Source organism: Amycolatopsis mongoliensis (assembly GCF_030285665.1).
Classification (GTDB): Bacteria; Actinomycetota; Actinomycetes; order Mycobacteriales; family Pseudonocardiaceae; genus Amycolatopsis; species Amycolatopsis mongoliensis.
The window spans coordinates 9670487-9685487 of the sequence record NZ_CP127295.1 but is presented as its reverse complement, the minus strand read 5'-3'; the positions used below and the strand labels follow the sequence as shown (position 1 = coordinate 9685487).

16 protein-coding genes are annotated in these 15001 nt (G+C 71.4%); 11 read left to right on the top strand and 5 right to left on the bottom strand.

Annotation, left to right across the window (positions count from 1 at the left end; all coding sequences use genetic code 11):
- Window position 1 precedes the first annotated feature (1 nt).
- Both QRX60_RS46355 and QRX60_RS46350 read left to right on the top strand, forming a co-directional pair.
- Window positions 2–919 carry a hypothetical protein gene (locus QRX60_RS46355; protein WP_285997823.1) on the top strand — a complete coding sequence of 306 codons (918 nt, stop codon included), beginning with the start codon at window positions 2–4 and terminating at the stop codon, window positions 917–919.
- A 69-nt stretch (window positions 920–988) separates the two neighbouring features.
- Window positions 989–1426, top strand: a complete 438-nt coding sequence (locus QRX60_RS46350; RefSeq protein ID WP_285997822.1) for a L,D-transpeptidase — start codon at window positions 989–991, stop codon at window positions 1424–1426.
- On the opposite strand, the gene QRX60_RS46345 is transcribed toward QRX60_RS46350, so the two are convergent.
- Window positions 1381–1851, bottom strand: a complete 471-nt coding sequence (locus tag QRX60_RS46345; RefSeq protein ID WP_285997821.1) for a hypothetical protein — start codon at window positions 1849–1851, stop codon at window positions 1381–1383. The two genes, QRX60_RS46350 and QRX60_RS46345, sit on opposite strands and share 46 nt — an antisense overlap.
- A 45-nt stretch (window positions 1852–1896) precedes the next feature.
- A complete protein-coding gene (locus tag QRX60_RS46340; RefSeq protein ID WP_285997820.1) occupies window positions 1897–2331 on the bottom strand; it encodes a hypothetical protein in 435 nt (144 codons plus the stop codon).
- A 119-nt stretch (window positions 2332–2450) separates the two neighbouring features.
- Between QRX60_RS46340 and QRX60_RS46335 the strand changes: the two genes are divergently transcribed.
- On the top strand, window positions 2451–3812 hold the full coding sequence (locus QRX60_RS46335; RefSeq protein ID WP_285997819.1) for an NAD-dependent succinate-semialdehyde dehydrogenase: 1362 nt from the start codon (window positions 2451–2453) through the stop codon (window positions 3810–3812).
- A 67-nt stretch (window positions 3813–3879) separates the two neighbouring features.
- Here the strand turns inward: QRX60_RS46335 and QRX60_RS46330 are convergent, their stop codons facing one another.
- Window positions 3880–5166, bottom strand: coding sequence for an ABC transporter substrate-binding protein (locus QRX60_RS46330; protein ID WP_285997818.1), 1287 nt, complete (start codon window positions 5164–5166; stop codon window positions 3880–3882).
- Between the two features lie 120 nt (window positions 5167–5286).
- Here QRX60_RS46330 and QRX60_RS46325 point away from each other — a divergent pair, with 120 nt between their 5' ends.
- Together QRX60_RS46325 and QRX60_RS46320 are read left to right on the top strand one after the other, a co-directional pair.
- A complete protein-coding gene (locus tag QRX60_RS46325; protein WP_285997817.1) occupies window positions 5287–6309 on the top strand; it encodes a LacI family DNA-binding transcriptional regulator in 1023 nt (340 codons plus the stop codon).
- Window positions 6310–6411: 102 nt separating this feature from the next.
- A complete protein-coding gene (locus QRX60_RS46320) occupies window positions 6412–6780 on the top strand; it encodes a DUF742 domain-containing protein (protein ID WP_257924573.1) in 369 nt (122 codons plus the stop codon).
- Here QRX60_RS46320 and QRX60_RS46315 read toward each other — a convergent pair.
- Window positions 6767–7597 carry an alpha/beta fold hydrolase gene (locus QRX60_RS46315; RefSeq protein WP_285997816.1) on the bottom strand — a complete coding sequence of 277 codons (831 nt, stop codon included), beginning with the start codon at window positions 7595–7597 and terminating at the stop codon, window positions 6767–6769. The two genes, QRX60_RS46320 and QRX60_RS46315, sit on opposite strands and share 14 nt — an antisense overlap.
- Window positions 7598–7662: 65 nt before the next feature.
- Window positions 7663–8280, bottom strand: coding sequence for a TetR/AcrR family transcriptional regulator (locus QRX60_RS46310; RefSeq protein WP_285997815.1), 618 nt, complete (start codon window positions 8278–8280; stop codon window positions 7663–7665).
- A 38-nt stretch (window positions 8281–8318) separates the two neighbouring features.
- Between QRX60_RS46310 and QRX60_RS46305 the strand changes: the two genes are divergently transcribed.
- The 6 genes from QRX60_RS46305 (at window position 8319) to QRX60_RS46280 (ending at window position 14994) form a co-directional block, all read left to right on the top strand.
- Window positions 8319–9038 carry an SDR family NAD(P)-dependent oxidoreductase gene (locus QRX60_RS46305; protein WP_456298876.1) on the top strand — a complete coding sequence of 240 codons (720 nt, stop codon included), beginning with the start codon at window positions 8319–8321 and terminating at the stop codon, window positions 9036–9038.
- 194 nt (window positions 9039–9232) lie between these two features.
- The gene (locus QRX60_RS46300) at window positions 9233–10561 is read left to right on the top strand and encodes a purine-cytosine permease family protein (protein ID WP_285997814.1); all 1329 of its coding nucleotides are present in this window, start codon (window positions 9233–9235) and stop codon (window positions 10559–10561) included.
- Window positions 10562–10572: 11 nt separating this feature from the next.
- On the top strand, window positions 10573–12123 hold the full coding sequence (locus tag QRX60_RS46295; protein WP_285997813.1) for a hydantoinase/oxoprolinase family protein: 1551 nt from the start codon (window positions 10573–10575) through the stop codon (window positions 12121–12123).
- On the top strand, window positions 12123–13193 hold the full coding sequence (locus QRX60_RS46290) for a DUF917 domain-containing protein (RefSeq protein WP_286003835.1): 1071 nt from the start codon (window positions 12123–12125) through the stop codon (window positions 13191–13193). Before QRX60_RS46295 ends, QRX60_RS46290 begins: the two co-directional genes overlap by 1 nt.
- The gene (locus tag QRX60_RS46285) at window positions 13190–14284 is read left to right on the top strand and encodes a DUF917 domain-containing protein (RefSeq protein WP_285997812.1); all 1095 of its coding nucleotides are present in this window, start codon (window positions 13190–13192) and stop codon (window positions 14282–14284) included. The genes QRX60_RS46290 and QRX60_RS46285 overlap by 4 nt, the downstream gene beginning before the upstream one ends.
- Entirely contained in the window at window positions 14281–14994 is a 714-nt protein-coding gene (locus tag QRX60_RS46280) for an SDR family oxidoreductase (protein ID WP_285997811.1), read from the top strand. The genes QRX60_RS46285 and QRX60_RS46280 overlap by 4 nt, the downstream gene beginning before the upstream one ends.
- Window positions 14995–15001: the final 7 nt, after the last annotated feature.

The window sequence follows — 15001 nt, the reverse complement described above, 5'->3', positions numbered from 1 at the left end:
CATGAGTGCCGGGGCCTACCGCGCCGAAACCACCGAAATGGGGACGGTCGCCAAGGCGGTCGAAGAAGTCGGGTCGTCCTTCCTGTCGACCACCCGCGACCTGGAAGGCCTGGTGCTGGACGCGATGTCGTTCGCCGGCATCGGCAGCGGGGTCGCCGCCGCGAACTCGGCGTTGCACTCTTCGCTGGGCAGCGCGCTCCAGAAGTTCCTGAGCCTGATCACGAACGTCAACCAGAACGTCCAGACGGCCGCGAACGCCTACAACGCGGCCGACTCCGACGTCGCGCAGGCCTACGGCGGTGGCCAGAACGCCGCCCAGGGCGGCGGGGGAGCGGCGGCCGCGGCGGCGCCGCAGCAGCTCGACCCGCGGGTCGTCGACTCGATCATGCGCTCCGAGGGCGCGACGGGGGAGCAGGGCGGCGTGCCCGAGGCGTACGGCTTCCGGCAGAACATGCACAACGGCTACGACCGGATCATCGCCGCGCGCGAGCAGTACGGCATCGGCAGCGCGGAAGAACGCGCCGTCGTCTCCGACCTGATGACGGCGAACGCGCGCACCGCGGGCGCGCTCAACTTCACCGATCCCGGCACCCAGGCCGCGGTCATGTCCGGCGCGCACATGCGCGGCGCCGGCGGCGTGCGCGCGATCCTCAACCACATGGCGGGCGACGACATCGTCCGGAGCTCGCGCACCCTGTCCGACGCCGCGATCCAGCACGCACAGGGCCTCACGCCCGAGCAGTTCCAGCAGGAGTTCCACGACGCGCGCATCGAGTACGACCGCCAGGTCTACGGGGACACGACGACCCGTCAGGGCGGCCACACGGCGAACTGGTGGGACCGCTACGGCAACGGCCTGACCCAGCGCTACGACCGCGAGCAGAACGAGTTCCTCCAGCTGTCGCAACCGCGGGAGTGATCCTCGGTTCGAAGATCCGAAAACTGGGCATTCTACCTCCTGTAGCCGAACGACAACGGGAGGCGCACGATGAACCGGAGGATGATCGCACTACTGGGCGGGGTCGCCGCGATGGCGGGGACCGTGGCGTTCGCGGGAACGGCCGAAGCGGCGTCGACGCCGTGCAGCGCCGAAGCGAAGGCCTGCGTCCAGCGCAGTTCGAATACCGCGTGGCTGACGGACGGCGCCGGCCACGTCACCTACGGCGGGGTCCCGATCACCGTCGGGCTGGCGAAGTACCCGACCCCGCTCGGGACGTTCCACGTGCAGTACAAGGACATCGACCACTACAGCAGGCAGTTCAACGGGCCGATGCCGTACTCGGTGTTCTTCACGACCACCGGCGTGGCGTTCCACCAGGGCAGCCTGAAGGTGAAGTCGCACGGGTGCGTGCACCTTTCGCACGCGGCCGCGGTGACGTTCTACGACTCGCTGCACCCGGGTGACGTCGTCCAGGTCGTGCCCTGATCCGTCCCTTGTGGACGGTCCAGGAGCGCGCCGGTGACGGCGCCGAAGACCAGGTGGTCCAGGACCTGTGGGGCGCGGGGAAGCGCCCGCACAGCCGGGTAGATCCGGCCGGCGATGCCGAGGTCCAGCGCCGCGATCACGAGCCCGGCCGCCGCGCCCCGGACGAACCCGAGGCGGTGGCGCAGGGCGGTCGCGGCCAGCACCCCGGTCCAGGCGGCCGAGACGAGGACGTGCGCGATCAGCCCGGCGGCGACGCCGGGCCGGTCGCGCCGGCCGGGCAGCAGGGTGCCGGCGGCGCGGGTCGCGGCGAGCAGGTCACGGCCGGTGAGGAGGGCGTGGGCGGTGGACGGGATCCCGCTCACGACCGCGGCGACGGCTCCGGCTCGCGCGGCACGGCGGGCCGATGCCGTGAATGACTCATTCACCTCGTCAGACGACATGAATGACTCATTCCTGTCGTTTGTCCCGGGTCAGCCGGCGGCCAGGTAGGCGGCGACGCGGATGCGCAGGCCGCGGACCTGGGGCAGCGCGACGGTGAAGCTGCGCGCCGGCCGGTAGCCCGGCCACGGATCGCCGTGGGTGCACGGTCCGGCGAAGTACACGAAGCCGTCTTCGTCGTCGTACCGGCCCGGTGACCAGCGCGCGGCGTCGCCCGCCCGGCGGTCCGGGCACTCGGCCCGCGCCAGCCAGTACGCCTCGTGCTTCATGACGCGCTTGAGCTGCGCGGCGAAGGCCGGCAGCTCGTCTTCGGGCAGCCCGAGACCGCGGCCTCCCCAGACCCGCGGGGCACGTTCGTACGTGCGCTCGCGGCAGCCGAACGTGACCGCGCCACCCGCGTAGTGACGGGTCCAGCTTTTCGTTGCCAGGGCGGAGAAAAGGGTTCCGCCGGTGATCTCCAGCGTCATGGGGGAACGATAGTCGATCACGCGGCGAGCGGTACCGCCGCGCGGGTGTCGATCGACGATCCCATGGTGTATACAGTATGCAGTAGGCTCAGTAGGGTGCCTGGGCAGAGGAGACCGCCATGTATTCCGTCACCAACCCCGCCACCGGTGAACTCGTGGAGGAGATCCCGAACGCGACCGACGAGGAGGTCCGCGCCGCGATCGACCGCGTCCACGGCGGGTTCGCGGCCTGGCGCGCCCGGCCGGTCGCCGAGCGGGCGGCGATCGTGCTGCGGGCGGCGGAGCTGTTCGCCGAACGCGCCGACGAGCTGGCCGCGATCATGACCCTCGAAATGGGCAAGCGGATCAACGAAGGCCGTGGGGAGGTCGGCGTCGTCGTCGACATCTTCCGGTACTACGGCGACCGCGGCCCGGACCTGCTGGCCGACGAGCCGATGCCGATCCGCGGCGGTGAAGCCGTGCTCACCAAGGAGCCGATCGGGGCGCTGCTCGGCGTCATGCCGTGGAACTTCCCGGCCTACCAGGTCGCCCGGTTCGTCGCGCCCAACCTGGTGCTGGGCAACACGATCCTGCTCAAGCACGCGTCGATCTGCCCGCGCTCGGCGGCGGCCATCGAGAGCGTGCTGCGGGACGCCGGCGTGCCCGAGGACGCGTACGTGAACGTGTTCGCGTCGAGCCGGCAGGTCCCGTGGATGCTCGCCGACCCGCGCCTGGTGGGCGTCTCGCTGACCGGCAGCGAGCAGGCCGGGATCTCCGTCGCGGCCGAAGCCGGGCGGAACCTCAAGAAGTGCGTCCTGGAGCTGGGCGGGTCCGACCCGCTGATCGTGCTGGACACCGACGACCTCGGCGAAACGGTCAAGGTCACCGCGACCGCCCGCATGCGCAACTGCGGCCAGTCGTGCAACGCACCCAAGCGGATGATCGTGCTGGGCGAGCTCTACGACGAGTTCGTGGACAGGCTGGCCAAGCGCGTGGCGGAGTACTACGTGCCGGGTGACCCGGCCGACCCGGCGACGACGCTGCCACCCCTGGCCTCGATCGCGGCGGCGGACGAGGTGGCGGCCCAGGTCGAGACGGCGATCCGCGAGGGCGCGACCCTGCGCGCGGGAGGGCGGCGGGTGCCGGGACCGGGCGCGTACCTGGAGGCGACGGTGCTCACCGACGTGACGCCGGAGATGGCGGCGTACCACGAGGAGATCTTCGGCCCGGTGGTGCTCGTGTTCCGGGCGGAGACGGAGGAGGAGGCGATCGCCCTGGCGAACGACACGCCGTTCGGGTTGGGGGCGAGCGTGTTCGGGACTGATCGGGAACGGGCGGTGCGGGTGGCTCGGCGCATCGAAGCGGGGATGGTCTATCTCAACAAGTCGGGCGGGTCCGAGGCGGATCTGCCGTTCGGGGGGATCAAGCGGTCGGGTATCGGGCGCGAGCTGGGGCCGCTGGGGATCGAAGAGTTCATGAACAAGAAACCCATCCGGCTTTGAGTGGTGAGTGGGGAACGGGGCCAAGTCCCGCCGTTCCCCGCCCACGACCCCGCCCCGGCGGGAATGCCTACGGGATGATCCCCCGCGAGTTCAGTGCGTCCGTCAAGCGCTCGCGCAGCTCGTCGGCCGTGGCCTGGACGTCGATGTCCGCCGGGGGTGACAGTACCTTCGAGATCACCGTCGACAGGTTCTGGTACGCCGGGGTCAGGGGGCGGACCGCCGCGTCCGTCAGGGCTGCCTGGATGTCGCCCTTCATCGGGTACTGGTCGGCCATCGTCGGGTTTTCCTTCGGGTCCGCCGGCTTCGTCGGATCCAACGGTGCGTTGTCGCGGTAGATCGACGCGATGCTCGGCGGGATGCCGTCCACCAAGGCCTGGTACTTCTGCGAAGACGCGTTTCGCAGGCACAGCGCCGCTTCGAATGCCTCTGGCTTGTGCCGCGAATACGTGGAGATCGCCAGGTTGAACCCGCCGATCGTGACGCGGCTGGCCTGGCCCGGCCGCACCGACGGGTACCGCGTCCACTTCAGGTGCGCCAGATCCTGCGGCTTTTCCTTGGCGTAGGAGGCGTACACGAACGGCCAGTTCAGCTCGGTCGCGGCCTGGCCGCGCTGGAACGCCTGGCGGATGTCGTCCTCCTTCTGGTTCGTCAGCGACGGGTCCGTGATCCCCGCCGTCGTGAGCGTCTTCAACAGCGAAAGCGCCTGCACCGCGCCGTCGTCCATCACCACCGACTTGCCGTCGTCGGACAGGATGTGCCCGCCCGCGGAGGCGACCAGCGTGTTGTAGAAGACGACCAGGCCTTCGTACTGGGCGCCGGTGAAGACGACCTGGTACGGCTTGCCGGCGGCCTTCAGCTGCTGCGCCTGCGTCATGAGCTCGTCGAACGTCTTCGGCGGCGTCGGGGTGATCCGGTCGTCGTACCAGAGCAGCTGGACGTTCGTGTTCTTCGTCGCGCCGTAGAGCTTTCCGTTCCACTTGGCGGTGGCCAGCGGGCCCGGCAGCACGTCTTGCGTGGCCGCCGCCGCGTTCGCGCCGGTCCATTCCTCGGCCCAGCCCGCTTCGGCGAACTCCGGCACCCACGTGACGTCGAGGCCGAGCACGTCGAGCGAGGAGTCGCCCGCGGCGAGCCGGCGGACCATCTGCTCGCGCTGGCCGTCCGCGCCGCGCGGCAGCTTGTTGTAGACGATCTTGTAGCGGCCCGCGGCCTCCTGCGTGCACCGGTCGACCACCGTCTGGAGGTGGTCCTCGGGCGAGATGTACAGGTTGATCGTCAGGCCGGCGGCCGAGGAGCACGCGGTGAGCGCGCCGGCGGCCAGCAGGACCGCGCCGGTGACGGGGAGGAACTGGCGCATGTCGGCCTCCTTGCCGGACAGGCATTGCAAGCGCTTGCATCGATGATTAGCCTTGATCAAGGGCACTGTCAATGCAGAAGACGTAGACGGTTGCAAGCGCTTGCAACGAACGGGGCAGGGATGCCGGAGAAGCTCGACGACGTCGCCCGGCTCGCGGGGGTCTCGGCGGCCACCGTGTCGCGGGCCCTGCGCGGGGTGCCCGGGGTCGCCGACCGCACGCGGAGCCGGGTGCTCGCGGCCGCCGCGGAGCTCGGCTACGCCATCTCGCCCGCCGCGTCGAGCCTGGCCACGGGCCGGACCGGGACGGTCGGCGTGATCGTGCCCTACGTCGACCGCTGGTACTTCTCGCGGATCATCTCCGGGGTCGAGCGGGTGCTGCGCGACGCCGGGATCAGCCTGCTGCTCTACAACCTCGGCGACAACCCGGGCCGCGCGCGGTTCTTCGCCGGCCTGCCGCTGCGCCGCCGGGTCGACGCCGTGCTCGTGCTCTCCCTGCCCCTGACCGAGGTCGAACGCGAGCTGCTGCTGGGCTTGGACGCGCCGCTCGTCACGATCGGCACCGAGGAACTCGGCGCGGACTCCGTCGGGATCGACGACCACGGCGCCGCGGCCACCGCGATGCGCCACCTCGTCCAGCTGGGCCACCGCGAAATCGCGTTCATCGGCGAGCGCGACCCGATCCCGCTCGGGTTCACCACGCCGTTGCGGCGGCTGGCGGCGTATCGCGAGGTCTACCACCAGGTGTGCCGGGAGGACGGCCGCGAGCCCGAAGCCGCGTTCGAAACCGCGGGCGGGTTCACCGTCGCGGGCGGGGAACGGGCGATGAGCGGCCTCCTCGGCCTGCCCCGCCGGCCGACCGCGGTGTTCGCCGCGTCGGACGAGATGGCGTTCGGGGCGCTGCGGACGCTGCGCCGGGCCGGGCTGCGGGTACCGGAGGACGTCTCGGTGCTCGGGTTCGACAATCACGACCTCGCCGACCTGCTCGAGCTGAGCACGGTCGCCCAGCCCGTGGCCGAGCTCGGCGAGCGCGCCGGACGGCTCCTCCTGGCGAGATTGTCGGGCGGAAAAATCGCGACATCTCCGGCGATTCTTGGGACCCGACTAGTCCTTCGGGGCAGTACCGCTCCGCGATCGCCGCGCTGACCTGCGTTTTCTCCGGCGTTGCTCTGTTCGGTCGATTGCGGCCTACTCGATCTTTAGGTCAAATAATCGCCGACAAGGATTAATCGCCGTGAGGAGCTGGCTGTGCACTGGGGGTCCGTGCTCGAAGAAGGCGGGGCGGGGATGGTCCGCCCGTACTTCCGTACCCATGGCAGGACACGCCCGACGCGGGACCTCCCGATCGAGACGCTCGTGTCGATCACCCAGCGCGGGCGGGCCGTGGTGCGGGGGAGCACGCAGGAGGAGACGGAGATCTGTGCGCTGCTGCGGACTTCGCAGTCGGTGGCCGAGGTCGCCGCGCGGCGGCGGATCCCGCTGGGGGTGGCGCGGGTCCTGCTGTCCGATCTGGCGGACCGGGGGATCGTCGCCGTGCACACCGCCCGGAAGGGGTCGGGGAACCGGCCGAGCCTCGAGCTGATGGAGCGCATCCTCCACGGCCTCAGCCGGCTGTGAACTCCCGGACCAGCCGCGCGAACTCCGCCGGCTGATCCAGCGGGAGCAACGTGTAGCTGTCGGCCACCTCGACGAGCTTTCCCTTCGGCAGCAACGCGGCCAGCCGTTCACCGTGCTCCGGGGGCATCACGCGGTCCTCGCGGGCCCAGACCACCAGCACCGGCCGGTCGAACGCCGGGAGCCGCTCGGCCACCTCCAGCAGGATCCCCGGCGACGCGGCCGCCGCACGCAGGACGCGTACGGTGTCACGCCGGACTCCGGCATCGCTCAGCAACGGCCGGAGCCAGCGGGCGGACACCGCATCGCCGCGTTTCGTCAGCCACCCGAACGCGATCGGCAGCCGCCGCACCGCTTTCACCCGCATCTGCTGCATGAACACGCCGAACAACCCCGGCGACAGCTTCCCGGTCAGGAACAGCGTCTTGCCGGTGAGCCCGGGCGGGAAGTTGTCGAACGCGTCGCACGAGGCCAGCACCACACGGCTCACCCGGGCCTCGCCGTCCGCCATCAGCAGCTGCACCAGCGCGCCCCCGGTGTCGACGCCGATCAGCGTGACGTCCCGCAGGTCGAGGCGCTCCAGGAACTCCGTCAGCAATGCGGCGATACCGGGCAGTGACAGGTCTGCGTCCGCCCGCATCGGGTGCTGGTGCGCGCCCAGTGGCAGGGTCGGGACGACGCAGCGGTGCCCGGCCAGCTCGGCGACCGGGCCGTCCCACAGCGAGCCGTCCATCAGCAGGCCGTGAACGAAGACGAGGACCGGACCCGGCCCGCCCGTGTCGGCGTACTCGACGGTTCCCGCGGACAGCTCGACCTGCATCCCGGCCTCCCAGTGAAGTCCCCCTGAAGCAGAAGTGAACCACGTGGTTCGCAAACTGTCGAGGATCAGGGAGCGGCTTCCTCCCGTTCGACCGCGCGCAGCAGCGCCTCGAACCCGGCCTCGGCGCCGGAACCGTCGTCGCTGGTCAGCAGGTCGACGAGGAAGCCGCGCAGGGTCGCGAGAATCATCGACGCGACTTCGAACTTCCGCTGCTCCGGCCAGTGCGATGGGCAGAACGACAGCAGCGTCGGCAGGTACTGCCGGGACGCGCCGCGGCCGAGCGCGGCGTACCGGCCCGGGTCGTACATCGCCAGGCCCATCGCCTGGTCGAGCACGCGCCGCAGCTCCGACTCCTCGTCGCGGAGGCTCTCCCAGGCGGCGCGGACGCGGTCGGTCAAAGTGGCCGGCGCATCGGCGACCGCCGTCAGCGCGTTGCCGATCCGTCGTTCCCGCAACGAAAAGACCACCTGCCGGAGCAGGTCCTCGGCGCCTTCGAAGTGGTAGAGCAGCACCTTGTGCGTCGTCCCGGCCGCCCGCGCGGCGCGCCGCAGCGAGAAGTCGACGAGGCCGTTCTCGGCGACGTCGTCGGTGATCTTCGCCAGCAGCTCGAGCCGGCGCGCCTCGCCGCGGGGCGACCCCGCCGAGCGCCGGTAGCCGGCCCGTTCCCCGGTAGCGTTGTCCACGCGAGACAGCTTGGCACGGGGAGGGAACGTTCACGCGGGTGCTGGTGACCGGGGGCAACGCCGGGATCGGCTACTTCGCCGCCGAGCAGCCGGCCTCGCTCGAAGCGGTCGACCCCGGCGAGCTCGACGCCGTCGTCTGCAACGCCGGGGTGATGCTGGACCACCCGCCCCGCCGCGAGACACCCGCCGGGCACGAGCTGATGTTCGGCACCAACCACCTCGGCCACTTCGCGCTGGTCGCGCGGCTGATGCCGCGGCTGGCGCCGGACGCGCGCATCGTCACCACCGGCAGCTTCGCGGCGAAGTCCGCGAGCCTCGACTTCGCCGACCTCCAGAGCGAGCGCGGCTACCAGCCGAAACGCACCTACGAACGCTCCAAGCCGGCCCAGATGCTCTTCGCCTTCGAACTCGACCGGCGGCTGCGCGAGTCCGGTTCGAAGCGGCTGAGCGTGGTGGCCCACCCCGGCGGCGCGCTCGACTCGCTGACCCCGTCACGCCCGCCGGTGCACGTCCGCACCGCCGGCCAGTGGCTCCGCGGGCGGCCGGCCCGGATTCTGCTGCAGGGCAAGGACGCCGGCGCGCGGCCCGGACGTCACCGGCGGCCAGCTGTGGGGTCCGCGCGTGTTCGGGCTGCGCGGCCGTCCCCGCCTCGAAGAGCGCTGGGCGAACCTGACCGACGACGCCGCCGCCAGGCGCCTGTGGGCGGAAAGTGTCACGCTGACCGGGGTGGACCCACTGGGCCGAATGCACAGTGCTGAGGCCGGCACTGTGCACATCGCACGGTGACGCCGCCGGGACCGCTGCTTACGGTGCGGGGAACCGTTCCCCTTCCCCCGGTTGCCAATCCGACCGGAAGCAGGCCGACCGTCGAGCGGCACGTAGTCGTTGCTGCGAAAGTCATCGGCCGTGGCTGCAGTCGGATTGGCAACCAACAACACAGTAGGAGGTCGGCGTGGCCTCATCAGTCGGTGTCGATGACTATGCCCTCACCAGAGTGCCGGACCACGCCCGGTACTCGTGGTGGTCGGTCGCCGTCCAGCGGTTCGGCCAGGTGTCCGCCCTGTCCCAGTTCCTGCTCGGAGCCACCGTCGGCTTCGGGATGAGCTTCTGGCCCGCGGTCCTGGCCTTCACCCTCGGCTCGGTCATCCTGGAGCTCATCACGATCCTCGTCGGCGTCATCGGCGTCCGCGAAGGTCTGTCCACGTCCATGATCGCCCGCTGGACCGGCTTCGGCCGCGGCGGCTCGGCGCTCATCGGGCTCGCCATCGGGATCAGCCTCATCGGCTGGTTCGGCATCCAGTCCGCGGTCTCCGCGCAGGGGCTCGTGTCACTCATCGGCGGCCTGCCGGAGTGGGGCTGGGCGCTCGTGTTCGGCCTGCTCGTCACCGCGATCGTGGTGCGCGGCTTCCACTCCATGGCCTGGACGGCGTACCTGACCGTCCCGGCGTTCCTGATCCTCGTCGGCTGGTCGGTCATTTCGGAGCTGACCCGCCACGACCTCGGCGCGCTCGTCTCGTCGGCCCCGCCCGGGCCGTCGCTGAGCCTGTTGCAGGGCACCACGCTGGTCGCCGGCGGCTTCATCGTCGGCGCCGTCATCACCCCGGACATGACCCGCTTCAACCGGTCCACTTCGGACGTCGTCAAGCAGACGCTCGTCGGGATCACCCTCGGCGAGTACGTCATCGGCCTGTCCGGCGTCCTGCTCGCGCACGCCGTCGGCAGCGCCGGCATCACGACCATCGTGACGTCGTCGGTCGGCTGGATCGGGCTGCTCATCGTCATCGCCGGCACGATGAAGATCAACGACTGGAACCTGTACTCCTCCGGTCTGGGTGTCGTGAACTTCATCGGCACGGTGTCCGGCCGCAAGGCCCATCGCGGGCTCGTCACGGCCGTGCTCGGCGTCGCGGGCAGCCTGCTCGCCGCGGTCGGGATCCTCGCGAAGTTCACCGACTTCCTGACCGTGCTGGGCGTCGCGTTCCCGCCGATCGCCGGGATCATGGTCGCCGAGTACTTCGTCGTGAAGAAGTGGCGCGGGGACCTGGAATCCGCCCGCGCCCGCGGCACCGTGCCGGAGGACGCCCCGGTGTGGGTGCCCGCCACGCTCGTCGTCTGGATCGCCGCCGCGTTGTTCGGCGAGTTCGTCGAGTGGGGCCTGCCGAGCATCAACTCGCTCGTCGTGGCCTTCGTCCTGTACGTCGTCGCCGGGAAGCTCGGCCTGGTGCGGGGGATCGGCAGCAGCCGGACCGCCGACGCCGAGCCCGCCGTCCAGTCTGCTTAAGGAGAATCTTCGTGCGCATCGGCATCGACGTCGGCGGCACCAACACCGACGCTGTCCTGCTCGACGGCCGTCAGGTGCTCGCCTCGGTCAAGACCAGCACGACCGCGGACGTCACCTCGGGCATCGTCGCCGCGATCGACGGCCTGCAGCGGCAACGCGCGTTCGACCCGGCGGCGGTGCGGGCGGTGATGATCGGCACCACGCACTTCATCAACGCCCTCGTCGAGGCCCACCGGCTCGCGCCGACCGCGGCCGTGCGGCTGAGCCTGCCGGCCGGGGCGTCGCTGCCGCCGATGGTCGACTGGCCGCAGCGGCTCGTCGACGCGGTGTCGGGACGCAGCTACCTGGTCCACGGTGGCCACGAGTTCGACGGCCGCCACATCGCGGAGCTCGACGAGAGCGAGCTGCGCAAGGCCGCCGACGACATGGGGGAGGCCGGGGTGCGCAGCGTCGCGATCACCTCGGTCTTCTCCCCGGTCAACGCCGAGTTCGAGACCCGCGCGGCCGAGATCATCGGCGCGCAGCTGCCGGACGTCGCGATCTCGCTGTCCCACGAGATCGGCCGGATCGGCTTGCTGGAGCGGGAAAACGCGACGGTGATCAACGCGGCGCTGCGGGAGCTCGCCGCCCACATCGTCGACGGGCTGTCGGCCTCGGTCACCGGCGCGGGCATCACCGCGCCGCTGTACTTGAGCCAGAACGACGGCACGCTGATGGACGTCGACTTCGCCCGCCGCTACCCGGTCGCGACCTTCGCTTCGGGTCCGACGAACTCGATGCGCGGCGCGGCCGTGCTGTCCGGGTTGGACACCTGCGCGGTGGTCGACGTCGGCGGCACGACTTCGGACGTCGGTGTGTTGCGGCAAGGGTTCCCGCGCGAGGCGACCACGGACGTCAGCGTCGCCGGGATCCGCACGAACTTCCGGATGCCGGACGTGCTCTCGATCGGCATCGGCGGCGGCAGCCGGGTGCGCGGCGACGCCGGGAACGTCACCGTCGGCCCGGATTCGGTCGGCTACGAACTGACGTCGAAGGCGCTGGTCTTCGGCGGCGACACGCTCACCGCGACCGACATCGCGGTCGCGGCGGGCCGGGCCGACATCGGCGACGCCTCGCTGGTCGCCCACCTGGACCGCGGGCTGGTCCGGGCGGCGCTGGAGAAGATCGCCGCCGACGTGTCCGATGTGGTCGAACGGATGCGGACGTCCGCGGAGCCGCTGCCGGTGGTGGCGGTCGGCGGCGGTTCGGTGCTGCTGCCGGACGAGCTGGCCGGGTGCGGCGAAGTGCACCGGCCGGAGAACTACGCCGTGGCCAACGCGATCGGCGCGGCCATCGCGCAGATCGGCGGCGAGGTCGACCGCGTCTACGTGATCGAGCCCGGCCGTCGCGAAGCCGTCGTCGAGGAGGCGAAGCAGGAAGCGATCGACCGTGCGGTGGCGGCCGGTGCGTCGCCGGCGTCGGTCGGCATCGTCGACTTCGACGAGGTGCCCATCCCGTACCTGCCCGGCAACGCCACGCGCATCCGCGCCAAGGCCGTCGGCGACCTGCAGCTGGGGGCGTGATGCGCGAGATCACGGCGGACGACCTGCACGACATCGCGCGCGGCGCGGCGATCCTCGGCACCGGCGGCGGGGGAGACCCGTACATCGGCCGGCTGCTGGCGCTCTCGGCGGTCCGTGAGCACGGCCCGGTGCCGCTGGTCCCCCTGACGGAGGTGCCGGACGACGCCGTCGTGCTGCCGGTCGCGATGATGGGCGCGCCGACGGTGATGGTCGAGAAGCTGCCGTCGGCCGAGCAGGTGGGCCTCGCAGCTCGCACGCTCGCCGGCTACCTCGGCAAGGAGCTGACGCACATCGCGTGCGCCGAGGCGGGCGGGGTCAACTCGCTCATCCCGGTCGTCGCGGCGGCGCAGCTCGGCTTGCCACTGGTCGACGCGGACGGCATGGGCCGCGCGTTCCCGGAGCTGCAAATGGTTTTGCCGACTTTGTACGGCATCCGCGCGACCCCGATGTCCATCGCGGACGAGAAGGGCAACCGCGGGGTACTGGACACAGTGGACAACCGCTGGGCCGAGCGGCTGGCCCGGTCGGCGACCATCGACATGGGCTGCTCGGCGATGATCAGCAACTACGCGATGTCCGGGCCCCAGGCCCGGGAGTCGCTGGTGCCGGGCACGCTCAGCCTGTGCGCCGAGCTGGGCGCGCTGGTGCGTGCGGCCCGTTCGGAACACGCCGACCCCGTAGCCCGGGTCGTCGAGCGGCTCGGCGGACGGCGGCTGTTCAGCGGCAAGGTCGTCGACGTCGCCCGCCGGACGGTCACCGGCTTCGCCCGCGGCGAAGCACGGCTGTCCGGAATGGACGGCGACACCGGCGCCGAGCTGGTGCTGCGGTTCCAGAACGAGCACCTGGTGGCCGAGCGCGACGGCGTCGTCGAGGCGTCGGTGCCCGACCTGATCTGCACGGTGGAGCGCGAGACCGGGGAAGCCGTCACGACCGAAGGCCTGCGGTTCGGCCAGCGCGTCACGGTCATCGCTGCGCCCGCCGACCCGCGCTGGCACACGCCGGAGGGCATCGCGCTGGCCGGGCCGCGGTACTTCGGCTACGACATCGACCCGATCGGAGTTGCCGGGTGAGCTGGACCCTGACCGAGGACGACCTGCCCGACCTCGCCCGCGGTGCCGCCGTGCTCGGCACCGGCGGCGGTGGCGACCCGTACGTCGGCCGGCTGCTGGTGCGCGAGGCCATCCGCGAGCACGGGCCGATCACGATCCTCGACCCGTCCGAAGTGGACGACGACGCGCTGGTGATCCCGACCGCGCAGATGGGCGCGCCGACCGTGGTGCACGAGAAGCTGCCCAACGGCGCCGAGCCCGTGCTGGCCCTGCGGACGCTGGAGAAGCACCTCGGCCGGCCCGCGGACGCGACCATGCCGATCGAGTGCGGGGGCATCAACTCGATGATCCCGCTGTTGGTCGGCGCGCGGCTCGGGCTGCCGGTGGTCGACGCCGACGGCATGGGCCGGGCGTTCCCGGAACTGCAGATGGAGACCTTCGGCGTCTACGGCGTTCCCGGCTCCCCGATGGCGATCGGCGGTGAACGCGGCGAGACGACGGTGATCGACACCGGCGCGGACAACCGGCGGATGGAGTGGCTGGCCCGCGGCGTCACCATCCGGCTCGGCGGCGTCGCGCACATCGCCGAGTACGCGATGAGCGGCGCCGACGTGAAGCGGACCGCCGTGCCGCAAACGCTTTCGCTGGCGCTGACCGTGGGCCGGACGATCCGGTTCGCCCGGGAACGCAACGAGGACCCGGTCGAGCGGCTGGCGTCGGCGTTGCGCTCGACGCCGTACCAGCACCTCCGGGTGCTGTTCCGCGGCAAGGTGTCCGATGTGGAGCGCCGGACCGAGGCCGGTTTCGCCCGCGGGCGCGCGGCGGCGGTGTCGTTCGACGGTGCGAGCAAGCTGGAGATCCTGTTCCAGAACGAGAACCTGCTGGCCACCGTGGACGGTTCCGTGCGGTGCGTGGTGCCCGACCTGATCTGCGTGCTGGAGGCGGCCACCGCCGAGCCGATCACCACCGAGACGCTGCGGTACGGCCAGCGCGTCACCGTCGTCGGCATTTCGACGCCATCGCTGATGCGCACCCCGGAGGCCCTGGACACCTTCGGCCCGGCCGCGTTCGGGCTGCCGCACCCCTTCGTCCCCGTCGAGGAGATCGCGTGAGTGCGCTGGCAGGCCGGACCGTCGTCATCCTCGGCGGCGGGTCCGGCATCGGCCTCGAAGTGGCCCGGCGGTCGGTCGCGGCCGGGGCGAAGGTGCACCTCGGCGGGCGCACGGCGGAGAAGCTGTCGACGGCGGGGAAGGAGGTGGGCGGCACCTGGCAGGTCGTCGACAGCACCGACCAGGAATCGCTGGCTGCGTTCTTCGGCGCCGTGGACCGCATCGATCACCTCTTCACGCCCGGTGCGTCCTACACCGTAGGGCCGCTGCGGGAGCTGAGCGACGAGGACGCGGCGAGCCCGTTCGTGACGAAGTTCTGGGGCCAGTACCACGCCGTCAAGCACGCGGTGCCCCGGTTGGCCCCGGACGCGTCGATCGTGCTGATGTCCGGCGCGGCGAGCGTCCGGCCGCCGGGTGCGGCGCCTGCGTACGTCGCCTGCAACGCGGCGGTCGAAGGCCTCGGCCGCGGGCTCGCGGTCGAGCTGGCGCCGGTCCGGGTGAACGTCGTCGCGCCGGGCACGATCGACGGGTCCCTGTGGGCCGGGCGGCCCGCGGACGTGCGGGAGGCGAGTTTCGCGCAGTACCGCGCGGACACGCTGCTGCACCGCGTCGGGAAGGAGTCCGAAGTGGCCGATGCCGTGCTGTACCTGTTCGGCAGCACCTACACGACCGGGTCGACGCTCTACCCCGACGGTGGCTACGCCCTGCGCTGAGCTCGTC

What these genes read in the sequence shown, in the direction of transcription:
- QRX60_RS46355 (WP_285997823.1), top strand. Translation starts at nt 2, where the DNA reads ATGAGTGCCGGGGCCTACCGCGCCGAAACCACCGAAATGGGGACGGTC.
- QRX60_RS46350 (WP_285997822.1), top strand. Translation starts at nt 989, where the DNA reads ATGAACCGGAGGATGATCGCACTACTGGGCGGGGTCGCCGCGATGGCG.
- QRX60_RS46340 (WP_285997820.1), bottom strand. Translation starts at nt 2,331, where the DNA reads ATGACGCTGGAGATCACCGGCGGAACCCTTTTCTCCGCCCTGGCAACG.
- QRX60_RS46335 (WP_285997819.1), top strand. Translation starts at nt 2,451, where the DNA reads ATGTATTCCGTCACCAACCCCGCCACCGGTGAACTCGTGGAGGAGATC.
- QRX60_RS46330 (WP_285997818.1), bottom strand. Translation starts at nt 5,166, where the DNA reads ATGCGCCAGTTCCTCCCCGTCACCGGCGCGGTCCTGCTGGCCGCCGGC.
- QRX60_RS46325 (WP_285997817.1), top strand. Translation starts at nt 5,287, where the DNA reads ATGCCGGAGAAGCTCGACGACGTCGCCCGGCTCGCGGGGGTCTCGGCG.
- QRX60_RS46315 (WP_285997816.1), bottom strand. Translation starts at nt 7,597, where the DNA reads ATGCAGGTCGAGCTGTCCGCGGGAACCGTCGAGTACGCCGACACGGGC.
- QRX60_RS46290 (WP_286003835.1), top strand. Translation starts at nt 12,123, where the DNA reads ATGCGCGAGATCACGGCGGACGACCTGCACGACATCGCGCGCGGCGCG.